This window comes from Pseudomonas sp. 13B_2.1_Bac1 (assembly GCF_025466155.1).
Taxonomy (GTDB): domain Bacteria; phylum Pseudomonadota; class Gammaproteobacteria; order Pseudomonadales; family Pseudomonadaceae; genus Aquipseudomonas; species Aquipseudomonas aylmerensis.
The window spans coordinates 40,195-57,750 of sequence record NZ_JANLOH010000095.1; the positions used below are offsets into that span (position 1 = coordinate 40,195).

General features: G+C 60.7%; 19 protein-coding genes. 16 read left to right on the plus strand and 3 right to left on the minus strand.

Going from position 1 to position 17,556, the window contains the following annotated elements:
• The first annotated feature begins 85 nt into the window (after positions 1–85).
• Complete coding sequence (locus tag NTD80_RS23745; RefSeq protein WP_262135216.1) at positions 86–280, plus strand: hypothetical protein; 195 nt, start codon at positions 86–88, stop codon at positions 278–280.
• Positions 259–468, plus strand: a complete 210-nt coding sequence (locus NTD80_RS23750) for an NAD(P)-dependent oxidoreductase (RefSeq protein ID WP_262135217.1) — start codon at positions 259–261, stop codon at positions 466–468. Before NTD80_RS23745 ends, NTD80_RS23750 begins: the two co-directional genes overlap by 22 nt.
• Here NTD80_RS23750 and NTD80_RS23755 read toward each other — a convergent pair.
• Both NTD80_RS23755 and NTD80_RS23760 read right to left on the minus strand, forming a co-directional pair.
• Entirely contained in the window at positions 434–1,849 is a 1,416-nt protein-coding gene (locus tag NTD80_RS23755; RefSeq protein ID WP_262135218.1) for an amino acid permease, read from the minus strand. The two genes, NTD80_RS23750 and NTD80_RS23755, sit on opposite strands and share 35 nt — an antisense overlap.
• Before the next feature lie 66 nt (positions 1,850–1,915).
• Positions 1,916–2,950, minus strand: a complete 1,035-nt coding sequence (locus NTD80_RS23760) for a histone deacetylase family protein (RefSeq protein WP_120448749.1) — start codon at positions 2,948–2,950, stop codon at positions 1,916–1,918.
• A 121-nt stretch (positions 2,951–3,071) separates the two neighbouring features.
• Between NTD80_RS23760 and NTD80_RS23765 the strand changes: the two genes are divergently transcribed.
• The 5 genes from NTD80_RS23765 to NTD80_RS23785 all read left to right on the plus strand — a co-directional run bounded on the left by NTD80_RS23765 (position 3,072) and on the right by NTD80_RS23785 (position 8,584).
• Positions 3,072–3,563 carry an Lrp/AsnC family transcriptional regulator gene (locus tag NTD80_RS23765; RefSeq protein WP_262135219.1) on the plus strand — a complete coding sequence of 164 codons (492 nt, stop codon included), beginning with the start codon at positions 3,072–3,074 and terminating at the stop codon, positions 3,561–3,563.
• A 184-nt stretch (positions 3,564–3,747) separates the two neighbouring features.
• Positions 3,748–5,904 carry a TonB-dependent siderophore receptor gene (locus tag NTD80_RS23770; protein WP_262135220.1) on the plus strand — a complete coding sequence of 719 codons (2,157 nt, stop codon included), beginning with the start codon at positions 3,748–3,750 and terminating at the stop codon, positions 5,902–5,904.
• A 203-nt stretch (positions 5,905–6,107) separates the two neighbouring features.
• Positions 6,108–7,601: a methyl-accepting chemotaxis protein gene (locus NTD80_RS31260; protein ID WP_106803697.1), complete on the plus strand. Its 1,494-nt coding sequence runs from the start codon at positions 6,108–6,110 to the stop codon at positions 7,599–7,601.
• Positions 7,602–7,707: 106 nt separating this feature from the next.
• The gene (locus NTD80_RS23780; RefSeq protein WP_262135221.1) at positions 7,708–8,064 is read left to right on the plus strand and encodes a VOC family protein; all 357 of its coding nucleotides are present in this window, start codon (positions 7,708–7,710) and stop codon (positions 8,062–8,064) included.
• Between the two features lie 61 nt (positions 8,065–8,125).
• Positions 8,126–8,584: a hypothetical protein gene (locus NTD80_RS23785; RefSeq protein ID WP_262135222.1), complete on the plus strand. Its 459-nt coding sequence runs from the start codon at positions 8,126–8,128 to the stop codon at positions 8,582–8,584.
• 52 nt (positions 8,585–8,636) lie between these two features.
• Here the strand turns inward: NTD80_RS23785 and NTD80_RS23790 are convergent, their stop codons facing one another.
• Positions 8,637–9,185 (minus strand): adenylate kinase, encoded by a 549-nt coding sequence (locus NTD80_RS23790; RefSeq protein WP_262135223.1) that lies wholly within the window; start codon positions 9,183–9,185, stop codon positions 8,637–8,639.
• 183 nt (positions 9,186–9,368) lie between these two features.
• Between NTD80_RS23790 and NTD80_RS23795 the strand changes: the two genes are divergently transcribed.
• The 9 genes from NTD80_RS23795 to NTD80_RS23835 all read left to right on the plus strand — a co-directional run bounded on the left by NTD80_RS23795 (position 9,369) and on the right by NTD80_RS23835 (position 17,505).
• On the plus strand, positions 9,369–10,322 hold the full coding sequence (locus NTD80_RS23795) for an EamA family transporter (RefSeq protein ID WP_262135224.1): 954 nt from the start codon (positions 9,369–9,371) through the stop codon (positions 10,320–10,322).
• 247 nt (positions 10,323–10,569) lie between these two features.
• The gene (locus NTD80_RS23800) at positions 10,570–11,907 is read left to right on the plus strand and encodes an MFS transporter (protein ID WP_262135225.1); all 1,338 of its coding nucleotides are present in this window, start codon (positions 10,570–10,572) and stop codon (positions 11,905–11,907) included.
• A gap of 500 nt (positions 11,908–12,407) precedes the next feature.
• Positions 12,408–13,391 (plus strand): DUF1852 domain-containing protein, encoded by a 984-nt coding sequence (locus NTD80_RS23805; protein ID WP_262135226.1) that lies wholly within the window; start codon positions 12,408–12,410, stop codon positions 13,389–13,391.
• Positions 13,392–13,416: 25 nt separating this feature from the next.
• Positions 13,417–14,448 carry a methionine synthase gene (locus NTD80_RS23810; RefSeq protein WP_065908082.1) on the plus strand — a complete coding sequence of 344 codons (1,032 nt, stop codon included), beginning with the start codon at positions 13,417–13,419 and terminating at the stop codon, positions 14,446–14,448.
• 156 nt (positions 14,449–14,604) lie between these two features.
• Positions 14,605–15,114, plus strand: a complete 510-nt coding sequence (locus NTD80_RS23815; protein WP_213553050.1) for a flavin reductase family protein — start codon at positions 14,605–14,607, stop codon at positions 15,112–15,114.
• A gap of 87 nt (positions 15,115–15,201) precedes the next feature.
• Positions 15,202–15,822 (plus strand): LysE family translocator, encoded by a 621-nt coding sequence (locus NTD80_RS23820; protein WP_065908079.1) that lies wholly within the window; start codon positions 15,202–15,204, stop codon positions 15,820–15,822.
• A 42-nt stretch (positions 15,823–15,864) separates the two neighbouring features.
• Complete coding sequence (locus tag NTD80_RS23825; RefSeq protein WP_262135227.1) at positions 15,865–16,584, plus strand: SDR family NAD(P)-dependent oxidoreductase; 720 nt, start codon at positions 15,865–15,867, stop codon at positions 16,582–16,584.
• Positions 16,585–16,599: 15 nt separating this feature from the next.
• Positions 16,600–16,992, plus strand: a complete 393-nt coding sequence (locus tag NTD80_RS23830) for an ester cyclase (protein WP_106803689.1) — start codon at positions 16,600–16,602, stop codon at positions 16,990–16,992.
• A gap of 33 nt (positions 16,993–17,025) precedes the next feature.
• On the plus strand, positions 17,026–17,505 hold the full coding sequence (locus NTD80_RS23835) for a VOC family protein (protein WP_065908073.1): 480 nt from the start codon (positions 17,026–17,028) through the stop codon (positions 17,503–17,505).
• Positions 17,506–17,556 lie beyond the last annotated feature (51 nt).

The following is a 17,556-nucleotide window of genomic DNA, read 5'->3' on the forward strand; positions in this document are numbered from 1 at the left end:
ACCGTGCCGACGCCATAGGCCATAGACTTTCGGCCCGGCACGTTGCCTGGCAGTACTTGCGGCGAAGTGGGCCTGCGCAAATACCTTGAGCAACAGCGTCGCCGAGCATCTGGTGATGAGCGTACTGGCGCTGGTGCTCAACTACCTGCCATCAACCCCAGTGGGTGCTCAAGGGTGGCTGGAACATCACCGAGTGCGTGGTCGTTCCTACGACGTGGAAGGCATGCATGTGGGCACCGTCACCGCCTGCCGGACGCCGTGGAAAAAGAGCTCAAGCTGACCGATCACGAAACCTTGGAAAGCCTGGCCAAGACCTGCGATATGGTGCCCCTGAACGGTCCGCTGCACCCGGAAACCGAGCACATGATCAACGCCGAGTCGCTCAAGCACTTCAAGCGCCGCGCTTACTTGATCAACACCGCACGCGGCAAGCTCATAGCGCCGCAGTCCGGTTCACCTGTGCCTTGAAGCGCTGACGAAAACGCGACAGTTGATAGGCAATCCCCAGCCAGATAAACCACGCGGGCATCACGCACAGCGCCAGGCGCGTGTCCGGGCGCAGCGCCAACAGGCAAAGCACGAACCCCAGGAACCCCAGGGAAAACCATGCCATCGGCACACCACCGGGCATCTTGTAAGTGGATTTGGCATGCAGGTCCGGGCGCTTTTTGCGGTAAGCGATGTAGGACGCGAGGATAGTCGACCAGGTAAAAATCACCAGGATAGCCGACACCGTCGACACAATCGTGAAAGCCGTCATCACCTCCGGCACCACAAACAGCAGCACCAGGCCGAGCAGCATCAACACGGTGCTGAACGCCAGGCTGATAAACGGCACGCTGTGCGTCGACAGTCGCCGAAAGATGCCCGGTGCATCGCCCAGGTCGGCCAGGCCGAAGAGCATGCGACTGGCGGAAAACACCCCGCTGTTGGCCGACGACGCCGCCGAGGTCAGCACCACGAAATTCACGATGCCTGCGGCCGCGGGAAAACCGGCCACCAGGAACAGTTCGACAAACGGGCTTTTGCTCGGCGATACCTGCTGCCAGGACGTCACCGCAATGATGCACGCCAAAGCCAGCACGTAGAACAGGATGATGCGCAACGGAATCGAGTTGATCGCCTTCGGCAAGGTCTTCTCCGGCGCACGGGTTTCGGCGGCTGCGGTGCCGATCAACTCGGTGCCGGCAAAGGAAAAGATTGCCATCTGGAAACCGGCGAAAAAGCCGAACAGCCCATTCGGGAACGCTGCCTGTCGATCCAGCAAGTGGCCCAGGGAGGCTGTCACACCGGTGGGCGAGACAAACGCACTGGCAATCATCACCACGCTGACGCTGATCAGCGTGACCACGGCGATGATCTTGATGATCGCGAACCAGAACTCCACTTCGCCAAACAGCTTGACCGTCAGCACGTTCAGCGCGAACAGCGTCAGCAGCATGCCCACGGCCGGCATCCAGGCGGGCACGTCCGGGAACCAGTACTGGAAAAATCCGCCGACCACCACCGCATCCCCGACCACCGCCACGCTCCAGCTCAGCCAGTACGACCAGCCCAGGAAGAACGCCGCACGCGGGCCCAGGTACGCGCCGGCAAAGTCGGCGAAGCTCTTGAAGTTGAGGTTCGACAGCAGCAGCTCACCCATGGCGCGCATCACGAAATACACGAACAGCCCGATGATCATGTAGATCAGGATGATCGAGGTGCCGGACAGCGCGATGATCTTGCCGGAGCCCATGAACAGGCCGGTGCCGATCGCACCGCCCATCGCCATCAGCTGGATATGGCGGTTGTTCAGGGTGCGTTGCAACGCAGGCTTTTCATCCAGCCCGGGCGTGGTTGTTTTCATCACAAAACCTCTTGTTATGTTTTTGAGTTTTGGCAGAAAAAAGTCGAGCAGCGAGGGTTGTTGGAATCAGGCGGTCGCGCTTTCGAACCCGTGCAGCACGTTGACGGCGTTGATGCCGATCTCATCGACCATGTAGCCACCCTCCATCACGAACAGCGTCGGCACGCCCACGCTGGCGATGATCTCGCCCATGCCGACGAAGTCCTGGCTGTCGAGCAGGAAGTGGCTGATCGGGTCGTCCTTGAATGTGTCGACGCCGAGGGAGATCACCAGCACCTCGGGGGCGAAGGCGCGCAGTTGGCGGCAGGCGTCGAGCAACGCGACCCGGTAGTCGGCCCACGTGGTGTTTTTCGGCAATGGGTAGTTCAGGTTGAAGCCCTCCCCCGCGCCGGCTCCGCGCTCACTGCTGGCGCCGGAAAAGTACGGGTAGGAGACGGCCGGGTCACCGTGCAGCGAGATGAACAGCACGTCCGGCCGCGAGTAGAAAATGTTCTGCGTGCCGTTGCCGTGGTGGAAGTCCACATCCAGCACCGCCACGCGCTGGGCGCCCTGGGTGATGGCCTGTTGCGCGGCAATCGCGGCGTTGTTGAGGTAGCAATAACCGCCCATGTACTCGCGGGCGGCGTGGTGTCCCGGCGGACGGCACAAGGCGAAGGCGCTGTGATGGCCTTCATCGATCAGGGCCAGGCCGGTGAGTGCGATGTCAGCGCTGGTTTTCACCGCGTTCCAGGTGGTACGGGTAATCGGTGAGCCGGCGTCCATGGCAAAGAAGCCGAGCTTGCCATCAATGAATTCCGGCACCTGTTGATTGGCCAGGTCACGCACCGGCCATACCAGCGGCAGTGCGTCGTGGCTGCGGCCGATGGCGGTCCATTCGGCCCAGGCATGTTCAAGGAACGCCACATAGCGTTCGCTGTGCGCGTTGACGTAACAGGCCCGATCAAAATGGCGCGGCACGATGATATCGCCCAGCCCGACATGCCGGACGCGGTCACGCACGGTGTCGGCGCGACTGGGTTGTTCGAATGAGGGCTTGAGCACGCCGTCCTTGAGTTCGGTGCCATGGTGCAAACGGTGGTCATCACTAAAAACAGTCAGCATTTGTCGGTATCCGCCAGTAAAAGACAGGCTCTATTTTGTTCTGGCAGAGCCGGGCTTTCTTTGCTTTTACTTGCGCCGCTGTTAGGTTTATCGGGAATTTTTACCTATTCGGCTGCCCATCATGAAAAATAAAACCAAACAGGTCGCTCTCGACGACACTGATCTCGCCATCCTCGCCCTCTTGCAGGAGGACGCGAGCATTTCCAACGCGCAACTGAGTGAGCGCCTGTCGCTGAGCCTCACGCCCTGCTGGCGGCGCCGCAAACGCCTGGAAGAGGAAGGCGTGATCAAGGACTACCAGGCCAACCTCGACCGCAAGATGCTCGGGCTCGACATCCTGGCGTTTGTGCATGTGCGCTTCGCGATCCATACCGACCATGCGCCGGACGCCTTCGAGGCGGTGGTCAGAGACCTGCCACAAGTGCTGTCGTGCCACAAGATCACCGGCGACGCCGATTACCTGTTGCAGGTGCTGGCCGAGGATCTCGACAGCTACAGCGAGTTCGTCGAAAGCGTTTTGCGCCGGCAATTGGGGATTGCGTCGATCCAATCGAGCCTGGCGCTGAGGGAAGTCAAGGCAACCAGCCGAGTGGCGATTGCGCGACGCGATTGACACCCCGGTACAGGGGTGATTCCTGCAGCGCATAGCCAAATGCCATCCGCTGCAGATGTGAAAAATTCGTTAACTAATTCTCCCCAATGGCTTTTTTGCGACAGAACCTTCTGGCACACTGATGCGAATAATTATCATCATCTTTATTATTCGCCATGGAGGGCGCTTGGGGAGAGTCAGCTTCATGTCTGTGCAACAACACGGCGGTAACGGTTTTTCATTCAACCTGATGGCCCTGGCGGTCTGCCTGGCCAGCTCCCAAGCGGTCTTTGCCGACACCGAAGCGCCAGCGGCCACGCTCGAGCTGGGTGCCACGCAAATCTCCGGTGACAGCCAGCTCGGCGAAACCACTGAAGGCACGCAGTCCTACACCACCGGCGCGATGAAAACCGCGACCAAGCTGCCATTGACGATGCGTGAAACGCCACAGGCCGTCACCGTTATCACCCGCCAGCGCATGGACGACCAGGCCATGACCAGCATCAACGACGTGGTCAACGCCACGCCCGGGTTGTTCCTCAATTACTCCAGCGGCCCTGGCCGGCAGTCCTACACCTCACGCGGTTTCGACATCGACAACCTGATGTACGACGGCATCCCGAGTGGCTACAACGGCGTTAGCGTGGGTGCCCAGCCGAACCTGGCGATGTTCGATCGCGTCGAGGTCGTGCGCGGTGCCACCGGCCTGGTGACCGGCGCAGGCAACCCTTCGGCCGCCATCAACCTGATCCGCAAGCGCCCGCTGGATGAGCAGAAAGTCACCCTCACCGGTGCCGCCGGCAGTTGGGACGACTACCGTGGCGAACTTGACGCCTCCAGCCCACTGAATGACAGCGGCACCCTGCGTGGCCGGGTCGTCACCTCCTACCGCGACGCCAACAGCTTCATCGACAAGGTCGAGGAAGATCACGGCCTGTTCTATGCCGTCACCGAAGCCGACCTCAGCGAAGACACTACCCTGACCCTGGGTTTCTCCAACCAGAAGGACAAGACCAACTACTTCTGGGGTTCCTCGATGATCGGCCAGGACGGCCACCACCTGAACCTGCCGCGCTCCTACAACCCCGGCACCGACTGGGAAAACAAGGACCAGGAAATCAACACGGTCTTCGCCGAACTGCGCCAGCGCCTGGCCAATGACTGGAACCTGCAGGTCAACGCCAATTACGCCCAGCAGAACGCATTGTTCTCCGGTTCCTACCAGTCGCGCTGGGTTAACAACACACCGGCCCGGACGGTCTACCAGGCCGCCTTCGATGAGGACCAGGCCGGCGTCGACGCCTTTGCCAGCGGGCCCTTCCAGGCCTTCGGGCGCACCCACGAACTGGTGGTGGGGGCCAGCAAGCGGGTCTACGACCTGACCACCCACAACTACAGCCCGTACGACACCAACTGGCCTCTTACAGCCGGCAAGCCGGACTTTGTGCACACCAACAACGACCACGAAGTCACCACCCAGGACGGCGTCTACGTGACCACCCGCCTGAGCCTGGCCGACCCGCTGAAGCTGATCCTCGGCGCGCGCCTGGACTGGTACGACTACAACAACCGTGATGGCGACGGCGACTACCATGTGACCCGCAACCTGACCCGCTACGCCGGCTTGATCTACGAACTGGACGACCATCACTCGGTCTATGTCAGCTACAGCGACATCTTCACGCCGCAGAGCGAAAAGGACACCGCGGGCACGCCGGTCAAGCCGATCGTCGGCAAGAACTATGAAGTCGGCATCAAGGGCGAATACCTCGGCGGTGCGCTGAATGCGAGCCTCGCGCTGTTCAACGTCGACCAGGAAAACCGCGCCGTCCAGATCTTCCCGCAAACCTGCCCACAGGCCACGTGCTACGAAGCCTCGGGCGAGATTCGCAGCCAGGGTATCGACGTCGAGTTGCAAGGCGCCCTGACCGAGAACTGGCAGGTCGGCGGGGGCTACACCTACGCGCGGACCCACACCATAAAGGATGACGCCAACCCGCAGAAGGTGAACAAGCAGTTCGACACCGACACCCCGGAGCAGCTGTTCAAACTGACCACCCGCTACAACTTCCAGGGCCCGCTGGAAAAACTCCGGATCGGCGGTAACATTTCCTGGCAGAGCCGCATGTACAACGACGTCCCGCTCAATGACGGTGGCAACTACCGCCTCAAACAGGGCGCCTACGCGGTCACCGACCTGATGGCCGGCTATAAGGTCAACGAGCACCTGGACCTGCAGCTCAACGCCAACAACATCTTCGACCGCCGCTACTATTCGTCCATCGCCAACTCGGTGAGCTACGGCGGCGACGCCTACGGCACCCCGCGCAACATGATGATGACGGCCAAGTACAGCTTCTGATCCAGGCTGGACGCCCACGGCGTGCCCCAATAGGCCTTGTGGGTCACGCTGTTCGCCGCGCTTAAAGTCCCCCGCAGGGATGCCGATAAACTCTTGGCATCCCTGATCCTGCAAAATTCCTGATACCTGCTTTGCTCGAACTGCGGGCCCACGTGGCACGCCGCATGCTTTGTTCCTGGCCAGTCCACATGGAGTAAGAGTGAATGCCCGTCCGCACGCGTTTCCTGGAGCACTACCGCAAGGCCGACCGCATCATGCTGGCGTTGATCTGGCTGATGTTCCTGTTCTCGCTGGGCCTGGCGTTCTGGCACGACACCCTGCTGCAGGCGGTGATCGTGGGCGGCGGCACCAGCGTGGTGCTCACTGCGCTGTATCGCGCCGTTGGCGGCCGCCGCGTCATGCGTTGCGCGCTCGGGGCCGGACTGATGGTGATGGCCGCGCTGCACATCAACCAGGCGCAGGGCGTGATCGAATCCCACTTCGGCATCTTCGCGCTGTTGGCAGTGCTGACGTTTTACCGCGATTGGCTGCCGATCCTGATCGCGGCGCTGACCATCGCCGTGCACCACGTGGTCTTCCATGCGTTGCAGCATCAGGGTTTCCCGGTGTTCGTGATGGAGCATCACGGCGGCTGGGGCATGGTGTTCGTCCACGCTTTCTATGTGGTGATGGAAACCATCGCCCTGCTCTACCTGGCCGTGCACAGCCAGGCCGAAGCTGTCGAAAGCCAGGAAATGCTCGAGAAAATGCTCGCCGTCACCTCCCAATTCACCGTGGCAACCGCCCAGGGCGAAGGCAAGGTGCACGTGTCCCTCACCCAGCGTTTCGACCACTTCCTGCAGCAGATCACCCATCTGATCGACGGCGTCGCCCGCGACTCCCACGGCCTCGGCCAACTCGGCCAGGCCCTCGCCAGTACCAGCGGCACCCTGGAAACAGGCGCGCGGCACCAACTGGCCGAAATCAGCCAGATGACCGGCTCGATGCAACGCATGGAAGACGCCATGGGCCACATCGCGGTGCACGTCGAGCACGCGGTGGAACACGCCGGCAAGGCCAGCCAACAGATCATTCGCGGCCAGGAAAGCGTCGGCCGCGCCCAGCAGGAAATCACCCAACTGGCCTCGCGCCTCAGCGGTGCCAACCAGACCGTGGAAGGCCTGGCGGTGCAAGCCGAGCAGATCGGCACGGTGCTGGAGGTGATCAACAGCATCGCCAACCAGACCAACCTCCTCGCCCTCAACGCCGCCATCGAGGCAGCCCGCGCGGGCGAGCAAGGCCGTGGTTTTGCCGTGGTCGCCGACGAAGTCCGCAGCCTGGCGCAACGCACCGCCGTCTCCACCCAAGAGATCAAAACCATCATCGAAAGCCTGCAGCAAGGCAGCCGCGAAGCCGTCGAGGCCATGCACGACAGCCGTCAGGGTGTGGAACGCTGCGTACAAGACAGCCAGGTCGCCGTGCAAATGCTGCAGGCGGTCGGCCTCGACATCGCGCAGATCGACCAGCTCAACGGCCACATCGTCAGCACCACCCGCGAGCAGACCTCGGCGAACCTGGAGATTGTCGGGCGATTGCAGGCCGTGCAGAGCATTGCGCAGAGCACCGCCAATGACGTGGAAACCCTGGCGCGCAGCAGCGAGCAGTTGCCACCGATTGCGGTGCGGCTGGATGCGCTGGGGCGCAAATTTCACGCTTGAGGCCCGAGCGCTCATGAACCCTAGCGTTGCCCGCGTGATCGATAGGGTCCAGGCATCAGCGGATAGGTTACACTCGCCGCCCTAAACATCTGCCAGGGAGGCGACCATGAGCGTTCGCGGTAAAGACCGACAAATCGACAATATCGAGTTCAACGTCGGCGACATTGCACGCAGCAAAGCCTTTTACGGTGGCGCATTCGGCTGGACATTCGTCGACTACGGCCCCACCTATACCGAGTTCACCGACGGCCGCCTCACGGGTGGCTTCACCACCGGCGTACCGGTTCGACCGGGTGGTCCCTTGATCATCCTGTATGCGGATAACCTCGCTGAGACACAACAGCGGCTGCACACCTTCGGCGCGGTCATCACCCGCCAGACCTTCGCCTTCCCCGGCGGCAGCAGGTTCCACTTCACCGACCTCGACGGCTATGAACTGGCCGTATGGACGGCACACGAGTAAGCCTGCCGCGTCCCTTCATCGATCATCGATTGTACTTTCTGACATGGATTCAGGTTTTTTCATGCGCAAAATTGCCCTGCCGTTTTTGACCCTCTTGTGCCTTCAAGGCTGCGCCGAAATGCCGGCCTACTCGAATGTGGACTCCAGTGAACCGCGCGATGAGGCTCGCTACACCATCGTCGAAACCGACACCTACGCGGGAAGGCCCAACCGCAGCTTCCTGGACCTGCAGCCGGACCTGAACATCATCCGGGTCAACGATAAAAAGGTCGGCAATATTCCGTTCTCGACCTACTACTACAAAAATGACTCACCGCAACGCGCCGTGCTGGTGCCGGGCAGCTACACAATTCAACTGGAGTACCGGCTGCCGCGGTACTTCATGTTTGCGGACTTGGAATTCGAGGGAAAACCCGGGCAGAAGATCATCGCGCGCTCGCAGTACATTGGACTGAATCGGCTGAAGATCTGGCTGGAGGATTCGGCGACGGGGGAAGTGGTGAGCAAGGGCATGCACTAAGGCTCCAGGCCCGCACGGCTGAGGTGGCTGCCGCTGGAAACTCAATCGTGCGTTAATCCGGGGCCAGGCGCAGCGACAACGCCTCAATGACTTGCGCCACCAGGCTGTCGGCGCTGTGGGTCCCGTCAACCTGCAGCACCGCAGCGGTTTGACTGGCCAACCATCGCGTGTGCCAGGCTCGATTGCGGCCGCCAAAGTGCGGATCGTCGTATTGCGAGGCCCATTCGCGAAAGGCCACATGGATCGCGTGCATGTCGCCGCCGGGTGCGATCCGGTCGCCAAAGCGTTGCTGTTCACGCGCGGCCAGGCGTTGAAGGCGGACTGGCGTTGCAGTGTCCACGAAGACAATCAGCTCGACCTGGGTGATCAATTCGTCGCCCCAGTTCATACACGAGCCCGTCAGCACCCAGTCTTCGTCGCCGAGTCTTTGCTGCATCAATGACACGCGCTCAGGCGCGGCACGCTTGGTGGTGAACGGCGGGTCCGTGGGCATCCAGTAAAAATCATCGACATCGACATGGAGCACGCCCAGCCGCGCTGCGAGGTTCTGGCCCAGCGTGGTCACGCCCGCGCACGAGGCACCGGTGATGTAAACGCGCATTTTTCCTCCCTGCAGACACATCGATTTCGAGGCCCGCACGATAGCCTAAATCCACCCTGATTGAATAAAACGACATCCTTGCACCTTCGCGACAAACACGTTACAAAGCCTCAGCAAGTTGTACGACGTCCTAACAATAAATCGCCATCCCCGATGATGGCGTCCACTGTTCGAGCCCCCATCATGACTGCGCCTGCCCCCATTCAAACCACGCCTGCCCTGTTCTCGCGGCACATCGCCGTGTTGATTCTGCTCTGTATGGGCTGCGCCTTTGCCGGTAACCACATTGCCGCTCGCGTGGCGTTTGATGATGGGGCCGGCGTGCTGCTGGCGATTCTGATGCGCTCGGGCGGCACCTTGTTGGTACTCGCCGTGCTGGTGCTATGGCAACGCCAAAGCCTGCGCCTGCCGTCCGGTGCATGGCGCTGGCAAGTGCTGCTGGGCCTGCTCATCGCCACTCAAAGCCTGTGCCTGTACTCGGCCGTGGCCCGCGTGCCGGTTGCGCTGGCGTTACTGGTGGCGAATGTCTTTCCGATTTTGCTCGCGCTGCTCACCTGGGCATTCGGCGGCCCGCGCCCCACTGCTCGCACCGCACTGCTGATGGGTTTGATCCTGGTGGGCCTGGTGTTCGTGCTGGACGTTCCCGGGCGCCTCTCAGCCAGCGCAGAGATCGGCCCGCAATGGCTGCTCGGTGTCACCCTGGCATTCTGCGCCGCCTTTGTATTTGCCTGCGCCCTGTGGATCACCGACCACAAGTTGTCGCAGGTACGCGGTTCCGTCCGTAGCCTGCTGACGATCTTCATCGTGTTCAGTAGCGTCAACCTTGCCGGCGTCAGTGGTGCCCTCGCCGACGGCCTGAACCTGCCGGCAACCAGCACCGGCTGGCTGGCACTCGCCACACTGGTCGTGCTCTACGGCACGGGCTTCATCGTGTTGTTCATTTCGGTGCCGCGCCTGGATATGCCGCGAAACGCGCCGGTGATGAACATCGAGCCACTGGCGACGCTGCTGATGGGCTGGATCGTGCTCGATCAAATGCTCAGCGCCGGGCAGATCGCCGGTGGCGTCATCGTGGTAACCGGGATTGTGCTGCTGACGTATCGCAAGTCTGCGCAGCCTGTCGCCAAGGCCGCGTAAGGCTTGATGCAGTCCTGAACGGCGTGTGTTGTCAGATCGACACAGGCCGTTTTTTTCGTCACGCCTGCGCGTCAACATCATCCAGCCTCGCCCATCGATAGTCCCCCCGCTGCACCTGGCCCAATTCCTGCCTTCTCCTCCGTCGACACGTCGCTGTTGACTACGCGGACGACTCTTTTGAGCCCCGCCGCCCAAGCCCCGCCCCCGATAATCAAGCATCCCCGATCCCATCCCGAGGCCTTCCCCCATGACGAGCCCCTCCACCGAACAGGTCAGCCCCCACACCCTGCGAAAGGTCATCATCGCCGCCGGCATCGGTAACTTCGTCGAGTGGTTCGACTTCGCCGTCTACGGCTTCCTCGCCACCACCATCGCGCAACAATTCTTCCCCAGCGGCGACACCAGCGCCGCGCTGCTCAAGACCTTCGCGGTATTCGCCGTGGCGTTCGCTTTCCGGCCCCTGGGCGGGGTGTTCTTTGGCATGCTCGGCGACCGCATCGGGCGCAAACGCACGCTGGCCATGACGATCCTGCTGATGGCCGGTGCCACCACCTTGATCGGCCTGCTCCCGACTTACGCCGCCATCGGCGTTGCAGCGCCGATTCTGCTGTCGCTGATCCGCTGCGCCCAGGGTTTCTCCGCTGGCGGCGAATACGCCGGGGCCTGCGCCTATCTGATGGAACACGCGCCCAGTGACAAGCGCGCCTGGTACGGCAGCTTCGTGCCGGTGTCGACGTTTTCCGCGTTCGCTGCCGCTGCCGTGGTGGCCTACGCCCTGGAGGCGTCGTTGTCCGCCGAAGCGATGGGCAGTTGGGGCTGGCGCCTGCCGTTCCTGATCGCGGCGCCGCTGGGGCTGGTCGGGCTTTACCTGCGCTGGAAGCTGGATGAGACGCCCGCCTTCCAGGCCGTCAAGCAGGAGCATGCGGTAGCCCACTCCCCGCTCAAGGAAACCTTGCGCAACCATGGTGCGGCGATCTGCTGCCTGGGCGCTTTTGTGTCACTCACGGCGCTGTCGTTTTATATGTTCACCACCTACTTCGCGACGTATCTGCAAGTGGCCGGCGGACTGAGTCGGGCGATGGCGTTGCTGGTGTCGCTGATTGCGCTGATTTTCGCCGCGGCGATTTGCCCGCTGGCCGGGCTGTACTCGGACCGGGTGGGGCGCCGGGTCACGGTGATGACCGCCTGTGCGCTGTTGATCGTGGCGGTGTATCCGTCGTTCCTGATGGCCAGTTCCGGCTCGTTCGCAGCTTCGGTGGTCGGGGTGATGTTGCTCGCGGTCGGCGCCGTGCTGTGCGGCGTGGTCACCGCCGCCTTGCTCTCGGAGACCTTCCCGACCCGCACGCGCTACACCGCTTCGGCGATCACCTACAACATGGCGTACACGATCTTCGGCGGTACCGCGCCGTTGATGGCGACCTGGCTGATCAGCACCACCGGCAGCAACTTGTCACCGGCGTTCTACCTGATTGCCGTGGCATTGCTCGCGCTGGCCGGCGGATTGGCACTGCCGGAGACCTCGCGGATTTCCCTGCATGATGTAGGCCCACAGGAAAAAGCCCCCGCGCCGCTGCTCTCGCGCTAAGCCAACCCCAACCCTACAAACAACCCCAATCCCCTGTGGTAGCGGGCTTGCCCGCGAAGGCGGTGTGTCAGTGGATGCATTCGGTGGCTGACCCACCGCTTTCGCAGGCAGCCAGCTCCCACAGGGGGCCCGTGTTTTATCAGCAGGCTATTGCGCACCATGAGAAAAATCCCAGGCGCCGCCCCATCATCAAGCCAACCCCAACCCCACAGCCACCCCCAATCCCCTGTGGGAGTTGTCGAGCCCCAGCGAGGCTGCGAAGAGGCCCTGTCAGGCACTAAAGATATCAACTCTGAGCCCACCCACCCCATCATGAGGAGGGCTAACGCTTCAGTGAAATCAATTCATTATCTCTAACTCTAACCCCCGGCCTAAACTACACCTCTAAGACAGATCATATAAAGACTACTGAGCCAAAACCAACAGGCCGGCGGAATAGCACTCATCAGTGCATTTCATGTCGTCGGGTTTTATCTCAGGCATCAGGGTGTCAGATCAAAATGAACAACGAGTTTACATTTACACTTAAGCGCCTTCGCTTCGACGAGCACTATCACCCCTCGGAAAATACACGCATCACCACTAATTTCGCCAACTTGGCCCGGGGCCAGAGTCGTCAAGAGAACCTGCGCAACACACTAAGGATGATTGACAATCGCTTCAATGCCCTGGCCCACTGGGACAATCCAAAAGGCGATCGTTACACCGTTGAACTTGAAATCATCTCGGTTGAAATGGGCATTGATGTCGAACACAGTGGCCGTGCCATTCCGCTGATTGAAGTATTGAAAACCACCATCGTCGACCTGAACACCAACGAGCGCATCGACGGCATCGTAGGCAACAACTTCTCCTCCTACGTGCGCGACTACGATTTCAGCGTGGTGCTGCTGGATCACAACAAGCATCAGCCCACCTTTGGCACGCCAGAAAATTTCGGAGACTTGCACGGCAAACTCTTCAAGCACTTCGTGAACTCCAGCACCTACCAGGACAACTTCAACAAACCGCCGGTGATATGCCTGAGCGTTTCAAACACCAAGACTTATCATCGAACCGAAAACCAGCACCCGGTACTTGGAGTTGAATACCAGCAAGATGAACACTCCTTGACCGATGACTATTTCAGGAAGATGGGTTTAAAAGTCCGTTATTTCATGCCGTCAAATAGTGTTGCGCCGTTGGCGTTTTATTTTTCCGGCGACCTGCTGGGTGATTACACCAACCTTGAACTTATCAGCACTATCAGCACGATGGACACGTTCCAGAAGATTTACCGGCCCGAGATCTACAACGCGAACTCTGCTGCCGGAAAGTCCTATCAACCGAGCTTGAAGCACCAGGACTACTCCTTGACGCGCATTGTTTATGACCGTGAGGAACGTAGCCGCCTGGCGATTGAGCAGGGCCAGTTTGTTGAAGAGAACTTCATCAAGCCGTACCACGCCATTCTTGAACAATGGTCCGCCAACTGCGCGCTTTGACTCAGCCAATACAAGGTTATCCCGAATGAAAAAATTGTTACCCACCTCCACGGCTGGCAGCTTGCCGAAACCCTCCTGGCTCGCACAACCAGAGACGCTGTGGTCACCCTGGAAGCTGCAGGATGAGGCATTGATCGAGGGCAAGCAGGATGCGTTGCGTTTGGCGCTGCAGGAGCAACAACACGCCGGCATTGACATCGTCAGTGACGGTGAACAAACGCGCCAACATTTCGTCACGACCTTCATCGAGCACCTCAGCGGCGTAGATTTCGAGAAACGCGAGACGGTCAGGATTCGTGATCGTTATGACGCGAGCGTGCCGACTGTGGTGGGCGCGGTGAGCCGCCAAAAGCCGGTGTTTGTTGAAGATGCGAAGTTTCTGCGCCAGCAGACCCAGCAACCGATCAAGTGGGCGTTGCCAGGCCCGATGACCATGATCGATACGCTTTATGACAATCACTACAAGAGCCGCGAAAAACTCGCGTGGGAGTTCGCCAAAATCCTCAATCAGGAAGCCAGGGAACTGGAAGCGGCTGGCGTCGACATTATCCAATTCGACGAGCCCGCTTTTAACGTTTTCTTTGACGAAGTCAACGATTGGGGAGTGGCAACCCTGGAAAGGGCAATCGAAGGCCTCAAGTGCGAAACCGCTGTGCATATTTGCTATGGCTACGGCATCAAGGCCAATACCGATTGGAAAAAGACCCTGGGCTCGGAATGGCGTCAATATGAAGAGGCCTTCCCCAAGCTGCAAAAATCCAGCATCGACATCATCTCGCTGGAATGTCACAACTCTCATGTCCCGATGGAGTTGATTGAACTCATCCGAGGTAAAAAGGTGATGGTCGGCGCCATCGACGTGGCAACCGACACCATTGAGACACCCGAGGAAGTCGCCAACACCCTGCGCAAAGCCCTGCAGTTTGTCGATGCCGACAAGCTCTATCCGTGCACCAACTGCGGCATGGCGCCCCTACCGCGTCGCGTAGCGAGAGGCAAACTGAACGCACTCAGTGCAGGCGCAGAAATCGTTCGACGAGAACTCTTGAACGCGTGAGTTCACGGCTCCAGCCATAGGCTGGGTGAACCAGGCCGGTGAAGGTTTCGGGGAGATCTGAACAAGACTCCCTGAAGCCTGCATCCTGCCAAACGTCCAGTCGCCCCCAGGCTTTTCTCACCACGATCAAGCTGCCGCCCTTATCCAGGACCTACCATGTCACTCGCCAACATGGCTATCGAGCCATTGAGCTTTCGCGAAGCCCTCGGGCACTACGCATCCGGTATCACGGTGATTACCTCACACGTGGATGGCGAGCCCATTGGCTTCACTTGCCAGTCGTTCTACAGCGTGTCGGTGAGCCCACCGCTGGTGTCTTTCAGCGTGATGTCGAGTTCGGCCAGCTACCCCAGAATTCGCCAGGCGGGTCGGTTCGCCGTGAATATCCTGTCCGGTGAGCAAGTCACGATTTCCAACCAGTTCGCTCGCCGCGGCACAGACAAATGGCACGGCGTCGAATGGCAGGCATCGCCGCTGGGCAATCCGCTCCTTGGCGGCAGCCTGCACTGGCTTGATTGCGAAATTCACGCCGAATACGCCGCAGGTGACCACCTGATCGTGATCGGTGAAGTGAAAGCGTTAAGCCTGCAAGAGACCGCTGCCACGCAGCCATTGCTGTATTTCAAAGGACAATATTGCAACCTCGCCACGCACACCGAGGTGTGAGTGCCTACGACGGTTGCCCTTGCGCTGGCTCAACCGCACCGACTGCCGTTATCCTCCTTCTCACCAGACCCGAGAACCGGAGCCGCCATGGACCTCGCCACCCTCGCCCTTTTCCTCCCTGCCTGCTTCGCCCTGAACATGGCGCCTGGCCCGAACAACCTGCTGTCCGTGAGCAACTCTACCCGCTACGGCTACCGCACCTCCTGCCTCGCGGGAATCGGCCGCTTGCTGGCCTTCGCCGGCATGATCGCCCTCGCCTCCGCCGGTCTTGCGGTGGTGCTGCAAACCTCGGAGTTGTTGTTCTACGCGATCAAGATTGTGGGCGCGGCGTATCTGTTCTACCTGGCGTTTCAGCTGTGGCGGGCGAATCCCGAGGCAGAGGCGCAATCGACCGCGGCCAAGGTGGGATTGTGGGCGTTGGCACGCCAGGAGTTTCTGGTCGCGGCCGGTAATCCGAAGGCAATTTTGATCTTCACCGCGTTCCTCCCGCAGTTCGTGGTGCCGGGGCAGCCGATCACGCCGCAATTTGCGCTGCTGGGTGCGTTGTTCCTGATGCTCGAATGGATTGCTATCAGCGCCTACGCCTATATGGGCCTGCATATGCGCCGCTGGTTCGCCGAGCCACGCGGCAAACGGATCTTCAATCGTTGCTGCGCAGGGCTGTTGTCGGCAGCGGCGACGGTGTTGTTGATGGCGCGTCGGGCGTAAGCTTGCTCGCCTCAGCGGATTTCCCAGTCAAGGAGACACTCAATGAAAACCATGGTGGTCGGCGCAAGCAAAGGGTTGGGCAAGGCCCTGATCGAGGGGCTTGGTGAGCCTGGGGACACGCTGATCGGCGTGTCCCGCTCCCATCCCGGACACCTGGAGCAACGGGCCGGCGTGCAGGTGCGCTGGGTCGAGGCCAACCTCGCGGAGCCGGCCAAGGCGGCACAGGTCATCGCGGACGCAATAGCCGATGACGGCCTGGACACGCTGATCTACAACCTCGGCATCTGGGAGGCACTGGCGTTTGACCCGGCTTATGCGTTCCTGGCTGACGACGATGACCAGCTGGAAGCCATCGTCAATTGCAACATCACCTCGACGATCCTGCTGATCAAGCGGCTGTTGCCAGTGCTGCTGAAGAGCAAAAATCCCCGCATCATCCTGACCGGCTCCACTTCCGGCCTGCCGCAAAGTGGCCGGCCTGAGGTTGCCTTCGGAGCTTCCAAGTTCGCCTTGCGCGGTATCGCCGATGCCTTGCGTGAAGGCTATCGCCAGCAACGCCTGGGCGTCACCTGCCTGAACCTCGGCTACCTCAACACCGAAGACCCCTTGAGCACACCGCGTGCGGTGGCCGAGCAACGCGGTGAAGGCCACTCGATTCCCGTGCACGATGTGGTGCAAGTGGTGCGCATGGCGCTGAGTCTGTCTTCCGCCAGTTTCGTCAAAGACATCACCCTGCCGGCGATTCTGGACGAGCGTTTTTGACCGAGGAGCCTGCGCATGACCCGCAACGAACTCGCCGACCTTTACCGAGGCTACATTGACTGCCTCAACCAGCAGGACTGGGATCGCCTGGGCGACTTCGTCCACCCGGACGTGACCTACAACGCCACACGGGTCGGCCTCGACGGTTACCGCGCGATGCTGGAGCGTGACTTCCGTGAAATCCCCGACCTGGTATTTCGCATCCAACTGCTGGTCGCCGACCCGCCCACGGTGGCCAGCCGGCTGAATTTCAACGTTACGCCCAGGGGCGAATTCTTCGGGCTACCGATCAATGGCCGGCAGGTGAAATTCGATGAAAACGTGTTTTATGAAGTGCTCGACGGCCGGTTTGCGCACGTATGGTCGGTGATCGACAAGGCGGCTATCGAAGCGCAGCTCGGCGTCTAGACTCCATACACCCGTCACCTGTGGAGACCGACCATGAAAAGCAAGAACACCCTCTGCCTCTGGTACCACGGCGCTGCCGAGGAGGCTGCCCGCTTCTATGCCAGCACCTTCCCGGACAGCACGGTCGATGCCGTGCACCTGGCGCCCGGCGACTACCCTTCCGGCAAGCAGGGTGATGTGCTGACCGTGGAATTCACGGTGATGGGCATCCCGTGCATCGGCCTGAATGGCGGCCCGATCTTCACGCACTCCGAGGCGTTTTCCTTTCAGGTGGCCACCGATGATCAGGCGGAAACCGACCGGTACTGGAATGCGATCATCGACAACGGCGGCCAGGCCAGCGTCTGTGGTTGGTGCAAGGACAAATGGGGGCTGTCGTGGCAGATCTCGCCGAGGGTATTGACCGCCGCCGTCTCCAATCCGGACCAGAAGATCGCCAAGCGTGCCTTCGACGCGATGATGACCATGACCAAAATCGACATTGCCGCCATTGAAGCCGCCATCAAGGGCTAAGCCACGGCGGGCCTTGGGGTTAGGTCCCTGAGGCCCCGATGCGATAACCTT